The 15,600-nt window shown below is 61.9% G+C and carries 9 protein-coding genes and 1 pseudogene; 8 read left to right on the forward strand and 2 right to left on the reverse strand.

From position 1 onward, the window contains the following. Positions 1–687: 687 nt before the first annotated feature. Both NH448_RS23610 and NH448_RS03460 read left to right on the forward strand, forming a co-directional pair. A pseudogene (locus NH448_RS23610) lies at positions 688–1,116 on the forward strand (hypothetical protein); the annotation flags it as partial. Between the two features lie 309 nt (positions 1,117–1,425). After that, a complete protein-coding gene (locus NH448_RS03460) occupies positions 1,426–5,175 on the forward strand; it encodes a YadA-like family protein (RefSeq protein ID WP_045992835.1) in 3,750 nt (1,249 codons plus the stop codon). A 187-nt stretch (positions 5,176–5,362) separates the two neighbouring features. On the opposite strand, the gene tsaA is transcribed toward NH448_RS03460, so the two are convergent. Continuing rightward, positions 5,363–6,100 carry a tRNA (N6-threonylcarbamoyladenosine(37)-N6)-methyltransferase TrmO gene (gene tsaA / locus NH448_RS03465; protein ID WP_045992834.1) on the reverse strand — a complete coding sequence of 246 codons (738 nt, stop codon included), beginning with the start codon at positions 6,098–6,100 and terminating at the stop codon, positions 5,363–5,365. A gap of 269 nt (positions 6,101–6,369) precedes the next feature. On the opposite strand from tsaA, the gene NH448_RS03470 reads away from it, so the two are divergent. After that, on the forward strand, positions 6,370–6,891 hold the full coding sequence (locus NH448_RS03470) for a GNAT family N-acetyltransferase (RefSeq protein ID WP_045992833.1): 522 nt from the start codon (positions 6,370–6,372) through the stop codon (positions 6,889–6,891). 235 nt (positions 6,892–7,126) lie between these two features. Here the strand turns inward: NH448_RS03470 and nadC are convergent, their stop codons facing one another. After that, the gene (gene nadC, locus NH448_RS03475; RefSeq protein ID WP_045992832.1) at positions 7,127–7,984 is read right to left on the reverse strand and encodes a carboxylating nicotinate-nucleotide diphosphorylase; all 858 of its coding nucleotides are present in this window, start codon (positions 7,982–7,984) and stop codon (positions 7,127–7,129) included. Between the two features lie 107 nt (positions 7,985–8,091). On the opposite strand from nadC, the gene ampD reads away from it, so the two are divergent. The 5 genes from ampD to tsaB all read left to right on the forward strand — a co-directional run bounded on the left by ampD (position 8,092) and on the right by tsaB (position 15,575). Beyond that, positions 8,092–8,649, forward strand: coding sequence for a 1,6-anhydro-N-acetylmuramyl-L-alanine amidase AmpD (gene ampD, locus NH448_RS03480; RefSeq protein ID WP_045992831.1), 558 nt, complete (start codon positions 8,092–8,094; stop codon positions 8,647–8,649). 358 nt (positions 8,650–9,007) lie between these two features. Continuing rightward, complete coding sequence (gene aceE, locus NH448_RS03485; protein ID WP_045992830.1) at positions 9,008–11,680, forward strand: pyruvate dehydrogenase (acetyl-transferring), homodimeric type; 2,673 nt, start codon at positions 9,008–9,010, stop codon at positions 11,678–11,680. A gap of 74 nt (positions 11,681–11,754) precedes the next feature. Continuing rightward, positions 11,755–13,809: a pyruvate dehydrogenase complex dihydrolipoyllysine-residue acetyltransferase gene (aceF, locus tag NH448_RS03490; RefSeq protein WP_124803352.1), complete on the forward strand. Its 2,055-nt coding sequence runs from the start codon at positions 11,755–11,757 to the stop codon at positions 13,807–13,809. Positions 13,810–14,098: 289 nt separating this feature from the next. After that, positions 14,099–14,755: an adenylate kinase gene (adk, locus tag NH448_RS03495; protein ID WP_045992828.1), complete on the forward strand. Its 657-nt coding sequence runs from the start codon at positions 14,099–14,101 to the stop codon at positions 14,753–14,755. 100 nt (positions 14,756–14,855) lie between these two features. Continuing rightward, positions 14,856–15,575: a tRNA (adenosine(37)-N6)-threonylcarbamoyltransferase complex dimerization subunit type 1 TsaB gene (tsaB, locus tag NH448_RS03500; RefSeq protein ID WP_045992827.1), complete on the forward strand. Its 720-nt coding sequence runs from the start codon at positions 14,856–14,858 to the stop codon at positions 15,573–15,575. Positions 15,576–15,600 lie beyond the last annotated feature (25 nt).

Genomic DNA, 15,600 nt, shown 5'->3' on the forward strand with positions numbered 1-15,600 from the left:
GCTTTATTTGGCACGTCCTGCGCCAATTACAAGCAAGAAATGATCTGTGTCACATTTGAAAATGGAAGTGACGGCGCTGCGCGTGTAGATTTTTTTAATCATGTTTTTTTTGAAAGTTTTGTGTCCGGAAAGTCGAGTTTCTGCACGCTGTTTTTTCTGATTCGTTTTTTCTTCTTTCAGGATTCTTATAAGAGAGTTTTAAGTGGTTGAAGACGGATTTCGGATGAAAGTGAGTGTCTTGGTGGCGCACGAAGATGTCACCTAAGTATTGGTGACAAGGAGGTCGGAGTGAGTGAATTGGATGGCCGTACTTTTTTGTTCGTTAACTCGCTCAAATCAGCAAGAAGTGGGACAAAAAGCGTTTGTATCACCTGTATCCTGATGTCTCTATCGGCTGTCACGCCTGGACTGGGGTCGAGTAAAGCGGAGGCTGGCCCCCTCGTTGATGACTGTCCGACGGTGGCAGGTGAGGTCGGCAACATAGCGTCAGAGGAGGCAACGATACCTCTGACGTCACCGACTAAAGATAGATGCGTCATGCCAGGTGAGACGTCGACGCCTGTCGACAAGCCTGAGCAGTTTGTCGTCAGCCGATATCTGGCGCCGGTGGGCATCCAGCCCGCTGCGGGGGCATCTGCCATCCATATAGGCACCGGTGTCGTTGGCGATGGTGATGCCTCTATCGCGATGGGCTACTATGCGACCACGAGTGCGGCGGCAGATTCTGGTATTGCCCTGGGCGATCAGGCTGTTACCAGCGGTTTGGCCGGTGTCTCGATCGGGCGTGGGGCTTATGCGAAAAGCAAGAATGGCGTCGCTATCGGTGGCGGGGCACTGTCTAGCGGCACGGTCGCTCGATTAAACGGCGCACAAGCGATAGGTGTAAACGCCATTGCCATTGGCGGAGACCTGACCGGAGGGTCCGTTGCCAGCGCCACCTCGAGTCTTGCTATTGGCGCAAAGGCGACCTCCACGGCGACCAATGCGACGTCACTTGGTGCCACGGCTAAAGCGACAGGCGGCCACTCTACGGCACTGGGATCAGGCAGTGTTGCCAACGGCGCGAAAAGTGTCAGTGTTGGCCATCTCAACGTTTCCAATGGCGACAATAGCCTTGCATTGGGTGAGAGCAACTCAACATCGACAGGTGCCAAGAGCGCGATTGCCATTGGTACTTCCAACAAGATCGAAGGCACATCGACATATGCGTCTGCGATTGGTCTCAACAATACCGTTAAAGGCAATGCAGTCCGGGTCGTTGGCAATACCAATAACGTGACTAGCGATTTTTCCGGTGTTTTCGGCTCAAGTAACACGCTGTCATCGACTGCTACTGGTGCCAATGTGGTAGGTCTTCAAAATACCGTCGCTGGCGCCGCTACCAATGTAGTGGGAAATTGGTCGAAAGCGAGTGGCAACTACTCCATGGTGCTCGGTGATTCCGGAGAGGCGTCCGCCAGCAACGCCATTGCCATCGGTACCAATGCCAAGGCCAGCGTGGCCAACAGCGTGGCCTTGGGAAACGGCGCCACCACCGAGGCGGTGGTGGGAACCACCCAGGCTACCATCGCGGGCAAGAGCTACAGTTTCGCCGGTGCGGCACCGACAGGCACTCTGAGCCTTGGCGCGGCGGCAACGACCGATAGCGGGGGCAATGCGGTAGCCAGCGTCGAGCGTACTATTACTCACGTAGCGGCTGGACGGTTAGCTGTCACCAGCACGGATGCCGTCAACGGCAGTCAGCTGAACGCCACCAATCAGGCGCTGGGAGAACTGTCGGAAGGCGTGCAGGCGTTGGGAGATCTGTCAGACGGCGTGGTGGTCTACGACCGCGGCACCGGAGGCACGCTCAATGAGGGCAGTATCACCCTGGCCGGCGATGCCGGAACCCGAATCACCAATCTGACCGACGCCACCCTGTCCACCGACAGCACCGACGCGGTCACTGGCCGTCAGTTGAACGCGACTAATGTGCGGGTGACCCAGAACGAAGGCGATATCGCCAATCTCACCACCAACCTGGGGGATATCGCCGCCGACAGCACTTACTACCAGGCCAAATCCAGCGGTAGCGGCGCCAGTGCCAGCGGCACCGACAGCCTGGCGATGGGGCCGGCGGCGGTGTCCTCGGCAACCAATGGGGTGGCTATCGGCAATGGCGCGAAGGCCAGCGTCGCCAACAGCGTAGCCTTGGGTAACGGTGCCACCACGGAAGCGGCGGTGGCCACCACCACGGCCACCGTGGCCGGTACTGACTACGCCTTGGCCGGCAGCAGCCCGACCGGTACGGTCAGCGTGGGCACCAGCGGCAGCGAGCGCACCATCACCCACGTGGCAGCAGGTCGACTCTCGGCCACCAGTACCGACGCGGTCAACGGCAGCCAGCTCCATGCCACCAACCAGGCTCTGGGGAATCTGGCCGAGGGCGCAGTGGTCTACGACCGCGGCACCGGTGGCATGCTCAATGAGGGCAATATCACCCTGGCCGGTGATGCCGGCACCCGGATCACCAATCTGACCGACGCCACCCTGTCCACCGACAGCACCGATGCGGTCACCGGTCGTCAGTTGAACGCGACCAATGTGCGGGTGACCCAGAACGAAGGCGATATCACCAATCTCACCACCAACCTGGGGGATCTGTCGGCCGGTGCGGTGGTCTACGACCGTAACGACGACGGCACGCTCAATGAGGGCAGTATCACCCTGGCCGGTGATGCCGGCACCCGGATCACCAATCTCACCGACGCCACCTTGTCCACCGACAGCACCGATGCGGTCACCGGTCGTCAGTTGAACGCGACGAATGTGCGCGTGACCCAGAACGAAGGCGATATCGCCAATCTCACCACCAACCTGGGGGATCTGTCGGCCGGTGCGGTGGTCTACGACCGTAGCGACGACGGCACGCTCAATGAGGGCAGTATCACCCTGGCCGGCGATGCCGGAACCCGAATCACCAATCTCACCGACGCCACCCTGTCCACCGACAGCACCGATGCAGTCACCGGTCGTCAGTTGAACGCGACCAATGTGCGGGTGACCCAGAACGAAGGCGATATCACCAATCTCACCACCAACCTGGGGGATATCGCCGCCGACAGCGCGTACTACCAGGCCAAATCCAGCGGTAGCGGTGCCAGTGCCAGCGGCACCGACAGCCTGGCGATGGGGCCGGCGGCGGTGTCCTCGGCAACTAATGCGGTGTCCATCGGCAATGGCGCTTCAAGCTCGGTGTTTGGCGGTGTGGCACTGGGCAGCGGATCGATCGCGAACCGCGAGGTGGCGAAGGTTTCCGGCCAGATCGTCGTGGGCAATGCCACCATTCAGTACAACACTTCGGACGCCGATCTAATGGGAGCGGTCTCCGTGGGGCGGGACGGTGAGTATCGCCAGTTGATCAACATCGCCGATGGTATCGAGGATCACGATGCGGTGACCATGCGTCAGCTCAAGGGGGCCGTGGGGTCGCTCTCGGATACGGGATCGCTGTATTTTCATGCCAACGGGGGAGGGGAAGTCGACGCCCTCGCCACCGGCGAAGGCTCCATCGCCATTGGGCCTGATACCACGGTCAATGGCGATGACGCCATCGGTATGGGGGTGAGCGCCAAGGTGGAGATAGGGGCAGCCGGTGCGGTTGCCATTGGCGACCAGAGCCACACCCTGCTGGAAGATGCGATTGCGGTCGGTAGTACGGCAGTGTCCTCGGGCGAGCAGGCGATGGCCCTGGGTGCTGGAGCCAGCGCCAATCAGGCTATGGATGTGGCGCTGGGGGCCCAGTCGACCTCACAGGAGGCAATAGGCACCGAGTCAGGCATTATCTTCGGTGAACAGCATGAATACGCCGGCACAAACCCCATTGCTACCGTCAGCATCGGTGACGAAGGGCAGGAGCGAACCTTGACCCACCTGGCCGCGGGTCGAATCTCCGCTACCAGTACCGATGCGGTCAATGGCAGCCAGCTCCATGCGACCAATATGGCGCTTGAGGAAGTGGTGGCGTATGACCACTTCAACGACGGCAGCGTCGACTGGAACCACGTAACCCTGAAGTCGCCTGGTAGAGCCTTCGGCGGTACCGTGCTCGGTAATATTGCGGATGGGTCGCTTTCCGACACCAGTCTAGAGGCGGTCAACGGCAGTCAGCTCCACGCCACCAATGGTCGTCTCACCAATCTTGAAGGCGATGTCGGTGATATCCAGACGACCCTCGACAGCTTGGGGGGCGGCAGTGGCAACCCGGCCCAGAATGTCGTGCAATATGACCCAGATTCCCACCAGGGAAAGATCACTCTGGCTGGTGCCGACGGTGGTACCGTGATCAGCAATCTGGCCGAAGGCGATATCCATCAAGGCAGTACTGATGCGGTCAATGGTGGTCAGATCTGGGACTTGATGGAGGATATCGGCGACCTGGCACTGAGTGGTCAGGACACCAAGTACTTCCAGGCGAATTCGCAGGGAGACGCTGCCACTACCAGTGCTGCAGACACCGTTGCCATCGGAGGTGGCGCCAAGGCTCAAGCTGAAGGAGGTGTTGCACTTGGTGATGGCGCTGTGGCCGATAGAGAAGGCATGAAGGGGGAGGAGGAAGCCTTTTCGCACGTGGCGGTGGAGTCATCCAAGGGAGCTGTTGCGGTCGGCAACGAGGGTGGTGAACGTCAGATCACCCACGTCGCGGGGGGCACCGAGGACACCGATGCGGTCAATGTGCGCCAGCTTGGTGCCGTGCAAGAGGGAGCGGTCAACTACGATCGTAGCGAGGATGGCAGCGTCGACTACCACTCTGTCAGCCTGGGCAATGGCAGTGGCCCCACCCAGTTGCATAACGTGGCTGCCGGTTCGGCACCCACCGACGCGGTCAACATGTCGCAGCTCAATGAACTGAACCGCAAGTTCACTTCCGACTACAACCAACTCGACCACAAGATTGACGAAGTAGAGCGAGATGCCAGTGCGGGGATCGCGGCCCTGGCCGCCATGGGCGATGCACCCTATGTCGCAGGAAAGCTCACCTATCATGTGGGGACTGGCTACTACAACGGAGAATCGGCACTAGGTGTGAGCGTACGACGAACCGCTGATACTGGCCGCTGGAGTGTCGGGATGGGGATTGGCGCCTCCCACGGTGGCCCAACGGTCGGTCTGGGAATCTCCGGGGTCATCGATTGAGACCAGTGGGCAGGTCAAACGAAAACCTGGTCGTTCACCTTGGGTGTGGCTGTGTCGCAAGGCACAGCGGTACTGACGGTGTCGCGATCACGGATGGTGATCGGCGTCGATGCACAGTGACAGTGGGCGCGGAAGTTGAAGTAGCGGCATATGATGCTGCGGCCAGTGGAGTTACGAGCACAGCGGGTCAGTCGTTTCTTCCTGGTTCCTGCCCGGTTTCAAGGGCGTCCACGCGAAAGCGCAGGGCGCCCTTGTCGTTTTCGGCGCGAAAACGCACGTTGAAACCTCTCAGGCTGACACCGTACTGGCGATCGTCGTCACTGCCCTTGCTGCGATAGGCGGGGCGCGGGTCCTGGGCGAGGACCTGGGCGATCAAGCGACGCAAGGAACCATCGTTGTCGCTGCTGGAAAGCACCGCTTCGGCCTCGGCCGAGAACACCACCGGATGCTGCGTCGGCGCTTCAGGTGCAAAACCGGTACGGGCGTCGGGGCGACTCTCGGCCCAGGGCAGGTAGGGCTTGATATCCACCACTGGTGTGCCGTCGACCAGATCGGCGCTCTTGAGCACCAGGCTGACGCCGTCGCGCGTATCGATGTCGATCAACTCCACCAGCGAGAGCCCGAGACGGTTGGGGCGGTGGGTGCTGCGGCTGGCAAATACGCCTATTCGTGCATTTCCTCCCAGTCGAGGCGGACGGACCATCGCTTTCCAGTGGGGCGGACTAAGGTGAAAGATGAAGGTCAGCCACAGGTGGCTGAACCCCTCCAGCCCACGTACGGCCATGGGATTGGCGAAGTCGCCCTCCAGCACCAGACGAGCTCTGGCATCTTCTGCAAGCCCTGGCTGACGGGGTACGCCGAACTTGTCCGGGAAGTCGCTGCGTATGGTGCCGATGGGCGTCAGGGTATAGAGGTCGTCGGGCATGATCTGGTGAGGCTCTGATGTCGATGCTTTTACGTCGATGCTTTGATGTCGAAACTCTGATGACGCAGGAAGTGGGTCAGGGGTGACCTGAATGACTCCAGCAACGTGCTTGCAGGTATCGTGACATGACAAAGCTCCAGTTGGGCATGAAACAGCGTCGCCGGGCATCAGGGTGGTCAGGAGTGTTGGATCGAGCCCGTTATCTGATTAGGCTTGGCGAACCTCGACGCGCCGGATTATCCGTCTCCAGTCCTGCAGGAGTTCCCTACATGTCCGAACCCAGAATGTCGCAAGCCATGCCGGTCGAGCGACGTTCCCGTATTCACTATCGTGAGGCCCTCGCCAAGGATGGCTCGGATCAAGCCGAAGTGTTCTATCACGCCGTCATGATGGGGGCCAGTCGCCACTACAGTCTGGCCCAGCGTCAGGCCTGGGCTTCGGCGCTGCCCAGGGACGGTTCCGCCTGGCGTGCTCGTCAGGCATTGTTTACTACCCTGGTGGCCGAGTGTGACGGTCGCTGCGTCGGCTTTGTCGAGTTGGACCCCGGTCGCGCGCGCGTCGAGACGCTCTATGTGTGGCCCTCGCTGACCGGCCAGGGCATCGGCGGCCGCTTGCTGTCGCTTGCCGAGGAGCGCCTGAGAAACGCCGGCGCCCGGCGGATGATCATCGAAGCCAGCCTGATGCTGGCAGAGCCACTGCTCGACGCCGGCTGGGAATCCCACGGTGAAGAGTGGGTCGAGCGCGCCGGAGAGCTGCTGCCACGGCTATGCATGAGCAAGCCGTTGGAGTGACCCCGGCTGGACGTTGGAGTGCCCCCGCTGGACGCTGGAGAGCCCCCACGCTGGACGCTGGAGAGCCCCCCCGCTGGAGTGACCCCGCTGGAGAGCCCCCCCGCTGGAGTGACCCCGCTGGAGAGCCCCTTGAGAGTAATCTCCAAGAGTAACTCCGAGAGTGCCCTTCAAGAACAGCCCCCAGGCATGGGCCAGGGTCCAGGCCGGGGGAGCGCTTCTCGAAACGGACAGGGCGTCAGCCTGCCGGGCCTTCCTCGACCATGCGCATGGACAGGTCGATGGCCTTCACGTCCTTGGTCAGTGCGCCGCTCGAGATGCAGTCGACACCTGTCTGGGCGATGGCTTTCAGCGTCGTCTCGTCGACATTGCCGGACGCCTCCAGCGTCGCCTGGCCTGCGACGCGGCGCACCGCTTCTCGCATGTCATCCAGTGAGAAGTTGTCGAGCATGATCACGTCGGCGCCGGCGGCCAGCGCCTGATCCAGTTCCTCGAAGGTCTCGACTTCCACCTCCACCGTCAGGTCACGCGCGATGCTGCGGGCCTCCTTCACGGCGCCGGCGATGCCGCCGCAGGCCGAGATATGGTTTTCCTTGATCAGGAAGGCGTCGTAGAGGCCGATCCGATGGTTGCAGCCACCGCCACAGGCCACCGCATACTTCTGGGCGATACGCAGACCTGGCAACGTCTTGCGGGTGTCGAGCAGCCGCACACCGGTGCCCTCGAGCAGGTCGACGTAGTGGCGGGTGCGCGTGGCGGTGGCCGACAGCGTCTGCAGCAGGTTGAGAGCCGCGCGCTCGCCGGTCAGCAGGCTGCGTGCGGGGCCTGCCAGTTCGAGAAAGGGCTCGTCTGGCGTCAGTCGATCGCCGTCCGCGGCATGCCAGGTCAGAGCGACCCGGGGATCGAGGCGGCGGAACAGCTCGTCGACCCAGGCCACGCCGCAGAGTATCGCCGGCTCGCGGCTGATGACGCGGGCCTTGCCCAGATGCTTTTCGGGAATCAGTTGGGCGGTGATGTCCACCGGACCGACGTCCTCGGCCAGCAGGCGAGCGGCACTGTTGCGGATGTCTTCGGCAAGGGCGTCCTGAAAGTGCATGGGTATCTCTGTATTGCGGCGCGTGGAGCCGACATTATAGGGGCACTAGCACCTCGACGTCAGTGGGCGAGGTGACGATCCCATATTCAGACAATGGAGACACCAGCATGCAGTGTCACGACGGGTGGCTCGACGGGGCCAGGCGAGCGCCTTCGCCCAACGTCAATGAACGACCCGAACGAGAAATATCGGCGGTGGTGGTGCATTCCATCAGTCTGCCGCCGGGTCAATTCGGCGGCGAGCACATCGAGGAACTGTTCACCAACCGTCTGGATCCCGAGGCCCACCCTTACTTCGCGAGTATCGCCGGACTCAAGGTCTCGGCGCATCTGTTGATCCGTCGCGACGGAGAGTGTGTTCAGTTTGCGCCCTTCGAGGCGAGGGCCTGGCACGCGGGACGCTCCAGCTGGTTCGATGGCCATTGCCTGCGCCGCGAGCTCAACGACTTCTCGATCGGGATCGAGCTCGAAGGGGACGAGGTGTCGCCCTATCGAGACGCCCAGTACCGTGCCCTGGCCCAGGTGCTGCACGCGCTGTTTGACGCCTACCCCGAGATCACCCCCCAACGACTGACCAGTCACGCGCGAATCGCTCCCCTGCGAAAGACCGATCCCGGCCCCTCCTTCGACTGGGCGTACCTGCGGCGCTGTTTGCAGCACCGCTAGATGAAGATGCCATGCATCGTTTCGGCATAGCGCGAGCCATCACCTTCAGGTCAAACGGTAGTTTGTTTACAAGTGGCTGACTTGAGGCGCTTAAGTCATACCCCCTTTGGGTTAAGCCATTGTGTTGCAGTGCAATATGAGGTAATTGAAAAATATTTCCATAGCTGCTTCAATTGGCAGTGCAGGGCGTTTGAGGTATCTTCTTGCCCAATCGTGCTCGTTTGGCACGGACATTCTAGTAATATTACTACATGCCTGACGCTGCGAGGCGGGCGGGGAATCACCCCCTCTATCCCGCTCGCTCATTGGCCTCGATCGTGGGGCAATGGACCCCCATCGTCATTCGGAGAGACGTTCTATGAGTCTTGGTTCAAGAGAAGATCTCGATCCGGTCGAAACCCAGGAATGGTTGGATTCCCTGGAGTCTGTTCTGGATCGTGAGGGCGAGGATCGTGCCCGGTACCTGATGACGCGGCTCGCCGACCGTTATCGCCAGGACGGCATGCAGGTGCCCTTCTCGGTCACCACCCCGCATCGCAACACCATTCCGGTGCACTGCGAGGCCCCGATGCCTGGCGATCTGTTCATGGAGCGTCGTATTCGCTCGGTGATCCGCTACAACGCCATCGCTCAGGTCATTCGCAACAACAAGGCGAAGCCGGGACTGGGTGGCCACATCGCCAGCTTCATGTCCTCCGCGACTCTCTACGACGTGGGCTTCAACCATTTCTTCCGTGCCCCCAACGGCGACTTCGAAGGCGACCTGATCTACATCCAGGGTCACGTGGCACCGGGCATCTACGCCCGCGCCTACCTCGAGGGCCGGCTGACCGAAGAGCAGATGGACAGCTACCGTCAGGAAGTCGATGGCAACGGCCTGTCATCCTACCCGCACCCGTGGCTGATGCCGGAGTTCTGGCAGTTCCCGACGGTTTCCATGGGTCTGGGCCCGATCCAGGCGATCTACCAGGCCCACGTCATGAAGTACCTGCACTCCCGCGAGCTGCACGACATGCAGGATCGCAAGATCTGGTGCTTCATGGGCGACGGTGAGTGTGACGAGCCGGAATCTCTCGGCGCCATCCACCTGGCCAGCCGCGAGAAGCTCGACAATCTGATCTTTGTTATCAACTGCAACCTGCAGCGTCTCGATGGCCCGGTGCGCGGCAACTCCCGCATCATCGACGAGCTCGAGGGTGTCTTCCGCGGTGCCGGCTGGAACGTGCTCAAGGTCGTCTGGGGTCGTCACTGGGACCCGCTCTTCGAGAAGGACAAGAAGGGCATGCTGCAGAAGCGCATGGACGAGGCGGTCGACGGCGACTACCAGAACTACAAGGCCAACGGCGGTGCCTACACCCGTGAGCACTTCTTCGGCAAGTACCCGGAGACCGCCGACCTGGTCAAGGACATGTCCGACGAGGACATCTGGAAGCTCAATCGCGGTGGCCACGATCCGTTCAAGGTCTACGCGGCGTACCACGAGGCGACCACCAAACCCAATGGTCGCCCCACCGTGATCCTGGCGCATACCGTCAAGGGCTACGGCATGGGTGGCGGCGACGGCGAGGCGGCCAACGAGGCGCACCAGGTCAAGACCATGGAGTACGAGGCGCTCAAGCGCTTCCGTGATCGCTTCGGCATCCCGATCTCCGACGACCAGCTCAAGGAAGTGCCGTACTACAAGCCGGACGACGATTCGCCCGAAATGAAGTACATGCACTATCAGCGCGAACAGCTAGGCGGCTATCTGCCGAGCCGTCGCAATGACTTCGAGGCGCTCGAGATTCCCGGCCTCGATGACAAGACCTTCGCCTCCCAGACCGGCGGCTCCAAGGGCCGCGAAGTGTCCACCACCATGGCCTTCGTGCGGATCCTCAATGGCCTGGTCAAGGACAAGAAGATCGGCAAGCGGGTGGTCCCGATCATCCCCGACGAGGCGCGCACCTTCGGTATGGAGGGCATGTTCCGTCAGCTCGGTATCTACACCTCCGAAGGCCAGAAGTACGAGCCGGTCGACAAGGGCCAGATCATGTTCTACCGCGAGGATCAGAAGGGTCAGATCCTCGAGGAAGGCATCACCGAGGCCGGCGCCATGTCTGCCTGGATTGCCGCGGCCACCTCGTACTCGAACAACAACACCACTCTGCTGCCGTTCTACATCTACTACTCGATGTTCGGCTTCCAGCGGATCGGTGATCTGGCCTGGGCCGCCGGTGACATGCAGGCTCGCGGCTTCCTGTGCGGTGGTACCGCCGGTCGTACCACGCTCAATGGCGAGGGTCTCCAGCACCAGGACGGTCACAGCCTGCTGCAGGCAGCGATGATCCCGAACTGCCGCACCTATGACCCGACCTACGGGCACGAAGTCGCGGTCATCGTGCAGGATGGTCTGAAGCGGATGTTCTCCGACAAGGAAAACTGCTTCTACTACCTGACCCTGATGAACGAGAACTACGAGCACCCCGAGCTCGAGGAGATTCCCGCCGAGGACATCATCAAGGGCATGTACCTGCTGCGCGAGACCAAGGGCAAGAAGGGCCACGTCCAGCTGCTGGGCTCCGGTACCATCCTGCGCGAGGTCGAGGCTGCCGCCGAGATACTGGCCGAAGAGTGGGGTGTGGGCTCCGACATCTGGAGCGTGACCAGCTTCAATGAGCTGCGTCGCGAGGCCCTGGGGCTCGATCGTCAGGCCTTCATCAACCCGGATGCGGACCCCGAGAAGCCTCACGTCACCAAGTGTCTGGAAGGGCGCAAGGGACCGGCGATCGCCTCGACCGACTACATGAAGCTGTACGCCGACCAGGTCCGCGCCTGGGTGCCGACCGACTATCATGTACTGGGCACCGACGGCTATGGTCGCTCCGACACCCGCGAAGCGCTTCGCCGGTTCTTCGAGGTCGACCGCTACTACGTCACCGTGGCGGCGCTCAAGGCGCTGGCCGATCGTGACGAGATCGACCGCAAGGTCGTGGCCGAGGCACTCAAGAAGTACGACATCGACCCGAACAAGCCCAACCCGCTCGAGGTGTAAGGCATCGGTTGGACTGTCCGGTGGCATGGCGGGCCGGTGGCCCGCCTCCGTCAAGAGTTTGAAGGAGCGCGACCTTGAGTAGCGAAATCATCAAAGTGCCCGATATCGGTGGTGACACCGATGTGGAAATCATCGAAGTCGCGGTGTCCGAAGGTGACGTGATCGAGCCGGAAGACACCCTGATTACCCTGGAATCCGACAAGGCCAGCATGGACGTGCCGGCGCCCAAGGGCGGCAAGGTCCTCAAGGTTCTGGTCAAGGAAGGCGACACCGTCTCGGAAGGCGATGACATCGTCGAGATCGAGGCCGAAGGTGGTGGCGACGCCGACGAGGATGCTGACGCCGACGCCGATTCGGCTGAAGAGTCGCAGGCCGATTCCGGCGGCGACGAGCAGGAAGCGCCCAAGTCCGACGACAAGCCGGCACCGAAGAAGAAGAGCGGCGGTGGCAGCAAGACCGTCGAGATCAAGGTGCCGGACCTGGGTGGCTCCAGCGACGTCGAGATCATCGAGGTGGCGGTGTCCGAAGGCGACGAGGTCGGCGAGGAAGACACCCTGATCACCCTGGAGTCCGACAAGGCCTCCATGGACGTGCCGAGCCCCCACGCCGGCAAGCTGGTCAGCCTGACCGTCAAGGAAGGGGATACCGTCTCCGAAGGTGACGTCATCGGCTCCATGGAAGTCGCCGGTGAAGGCGGTGATGGCGATGAGTCTGCCGATGAGTCTGCCGATGAGAGTGCAGCCGAGTCCGCCGAAAGCGCGTCGGAAGAGCAGGAAGAGGACGATTCCGACGACGAGGCCGCCGAAGGTGGTCGTCAGGAGGTTCGTGTCCCCGACCTGTCCGGTTCCAGCGACGTGCCGATCATCGAGATGGCCGTCAGCGAAGGTGACGAGGTGGACGTCGAGGACGCCCTGATCACCCTGGAGTCCGACAAGGCCTCCATGGACGTGCCGAGCCCGTTCAAGGGCAAGGTGGTGGAGCTGTCGGTGAAGGAAGGCGACAGTGTCTCCGAGGGTGACCTGATCGGCTACATCGAGGTCGCCGGCGCGGCGCCCAAGAAGAAGGCGCCGAAGAAGGACGCTCCCAAGAAGGACGCTCCCAAGAAGGACGCCGCGAAAAAGGATGCCCCGAAGAAGGACGCGCACAAGCAGCAGGCGGCCTCCGGTCAGGGCTCTGCGGTGGCCGACAAGCCGCGTGATGCCAAGAGCGTTCACGCCGGCCCTGCGGTGCGCATGCTGGCCCGCGAACTGGGTGTCGACCTGGCCCTGGTGAAGCCCTCCGGTCCCAAGGATCGAGTGCTCAAGGAAGACGTGCAGAACTACGTCAAGCAGGCCATGGCCAACCAGGGCAAGGGCAAGAGCGACGCCGCTGCGGCACCTGCTGCCGGGGGCTCTGGCATTCCGCCGATCCCGGATCAGGACTTCAGCCAGTTCGGCGAGATCGAAGAGAAGCAGATGGGCCGCCTGATGAAGATGGGCGCCAACAATCTGCATCGCAGCTGGGTCAATATTCCCCACGTCACGCAGTTCGACGAGGCGGACATCACCGAGCTCGAGGCCTTCCGCAAGTCGATGAAGGCCGAGGCGGAAGCCCAGGGCGCCAAGCTGACTCCGCTGCCGTTCCTGATCAAGGCGTGCGCCTATGCCTTGAACAAGTACCCGCAGTTTAACGTCAGCCTCAAGGCCGACGGCGAGACCGTGGTGCAGAAGAAGTACGTGCACATCGGTATTGCCGTGGACACGCCCGATGGCCTGATGGTGCCGGTGATCCGCGATGCCGACAAGAAGTCGCTGATCGACCTGGCCAAGGAGTCGGTGGAGCTGGCCAAGAAGGCTCAGTCGAAGAAGCTCAAGCGTGACGAGATGACCGGTGGTTGCTTCACCATCTCGAGCCTGGGCTCCATCGGCGGGACCGCCTTCACGCCCATCGTGAACCCGCCGGAGGTGGCGATCCTCGGGGTCTCCAAGGCGTCGATGAAGCCGGTGTGGAATGGCGCGGACTTCCAGCCGCGACTGATGATGCCGCTGTCGCTGTCCTATGACCACCGTGCCGTCAACGGCGCCGATGCCGCGCGCTTCACCGCGTTGCTGGGACAGTTGTTGACCGACGTGCGTCGCCTTCTGCTGTAATTCAGGCTGAATGCGAGAACAGAACGGCGCCGCAAGGCGCCGTTTCTCGTCCTGCCGTCAGCTCTGACTGCGTGCCATGTGGATGTGCCAGGCCGGGCGAATCGTGACGCTTCTATGACTCCTGACCAAAGTGCAATCTAGATGCCAGCAGCTTGATGTTAAACGCTTTTTCTGCAGGTTTTCGGTGAGTTGCGAGTAACCTCAGGTTGTGTCGCCAAGACGGCACGGGTATTGTTCGCTTAACCCATTCTTCACCCCGACTTTTCGCTTTCTCGAAGGAGTTCCAACGATGCGTTTGATCCTCTTGGGTGCCCCGGGTGCCGGCAAGGGCACCCAGGCCCAATTCATCTGTGAGCGCTACGATATCCCACAGATTTCCACTGGTGATATGCTGCGTGCAGCGGTCAAGGAAGGCAGTGAACTGGGCCTCAAGGTGAAGGAAATCATGACCACCGGTGGCCTGGTCTCCGATGACATCATCATTGCCCTGGTCAAGGAACGCATCGCCCAGCCTGACTGCGCCAACGGTTTCCTGTTTGATGGCTTCCCGCGCACCATTCCCCAGGCCGATGCCATGAAGGAAGGTGGCGTCAAGATCGATCACGTGCTCGAGATCGCCGTGGCCGACGAGGAAATCGTCAATCGTCTGGCGGGTCGTCGGGTCCACCCGGCGTCCGGCCGCGTCTACCATGTCGACCACAATCCGCCCAAGGAAGACGGCAAGGATGATGTGACCGGCGAGGCGCTGGTTCAGCGTGATGATGATCGCGAGAACACCGTTCGCAATCGTCTGTCGGTCTACCACGAGCAGACCGAGCCGCTGGTGGGCTACTACCAGCAATGGGCCCAGCAGGCGCCTGAGGATGCCCCGCGCTATCATCGCGTGGAAGGCGTGGGTAGTGTCGATGACATCACCCGTCAGGTGCGCGAGGCCCTCGAAGGCTGATCTACCGCACCACGCTTGCTGCATTCGACTCACGGCTCGCCCCAAGGCGGGCCGTGAGTCGTTTATAATGTGCCGGATTCACTACCAGGATGAGCCTGACATGACCTTGATTGTGGCCCTCGATGCCTCCTCGAGCGCCTGCTCCGCGGCCCTGCTGCGTCGCCAGGAGGGTAGCCCGGACGAGGTGATAGCGCGTTTTGCGCAGACCCCGCGAGAGCATACCCGTCGTCTGTTGCCGATGGTCGACGAAGTGCTGGCCGAGGCCGGGGTGGCGGCCAGCGAACTGGACGCCGTGGCCTACGGGCGCGGACCAGGCTCCTTCACAGGCTTGCGGATTGCCGCGGGTGTGGCCCAGGGGCTGGCCTATGGACTGGACCGGCCACTGGTCGGTGTATCGACGCTGGAGGCACTGGCGCTGGGCGGCCACCTGCGCCATCGCTATCGCTACATGGTCACCGCGCTGGACGCCCGCATGGGCGAAATCTACGTCGGTGCCTGGCGGGTCGAGGATGGGCGGCCGTTGGCACTGATGGACGAAGCGGTGCTGCCGCCCGAACGACTGGTGCTGCCCCGCGAGCATGAAGACCATGATTGGGTGGGGCTGGGGTCTGGCTGGGCGCTGTGGGATCAGATGCCCGCCGAGATCCAGGCCAGCCTCAATCTGACCGTGACCGATGTCGACCCTGCCGCCGAGGACATGGTGCGCCTGGCCGTCGAGGTCTTTGCCGCAGGCGATGCCCAGCGTCCCCATGACGCCCAGCCCGTCTATCTGCGCGATCAGGTGGCCTGGAAGAAGACCGAGCGAAAGGCGCGTTCGTGAGTGTTCGCCTGAGCCCTGACCTGGC

It is taken from the genome of Halomonas sp. OfavH-34-E (genome assembly GCF_024124525.1).
GTDB classification, from domain to species: Bacteria; Pseudomonadota; Gammaproteobacteria; order Pseudomonadales; family Halomonadaceae; genus Halomonas; species Halomonas litopenaei.

Excerpts from the sequence above, each read along its gene's own strand:
- tsaA (WP_045992834.1), bottom strand. The coding sequence starts at position 6,100 with ATGCCCGACGACCTCTATACCCTGACGCCCATCGGCACCATACGCAGC.
- aceE (WP_045992830.1), top strand. The coding sequence starts at position 9,008 with ATGAGTCTTGGTTCAAGAGAAGATCTCGATCCGGTCGAAACCCAGGAA.
- adk (WP_045992828.1), top strand. The coding sequence starts at position 14,099 with ATGCGTTTGATCCTCTTGGGTGCCCCGGGTGCCGGCAAGGGCACCCAG.
- tsaB (WP_045992827.1), top strand. The coding sequence starts at position 14,856 with ATGACCTTGATTGTGGCCCTCGATGCCTCCTCGAGCGCCTGCTCCGCG.
- NH448_RS03470 (WP_045992833.1), top strand. The coding sequence starts at position 6,370 with ATGTCCGAACCCAGAATGTCGCAAGCCATGCCGGTCGAGCGACGTTCC.
- ampD (WP_045992831.1), top strand. The coding sequence starts at position 8,092 with ATGCAGTGTCACGACGGGTGGCTCGACGGGGCCAGGCGAGCGCCTTCG.
- nadC (WP_045992832.1), bottom strand. The coding sequence starts at position 7,984 with ATGCACTTTCAGGACGCCCTTGCCGAAGACATCCGCAACAGTGCCGCT.
- NH448_RS03460 (WP_045992835.1), top strand. The coding sequence starts at position 1,426 with ATGGTGCTCGGTGATTCCGGAGAGGCGTCCGCCAGCAACGCCATTGCC.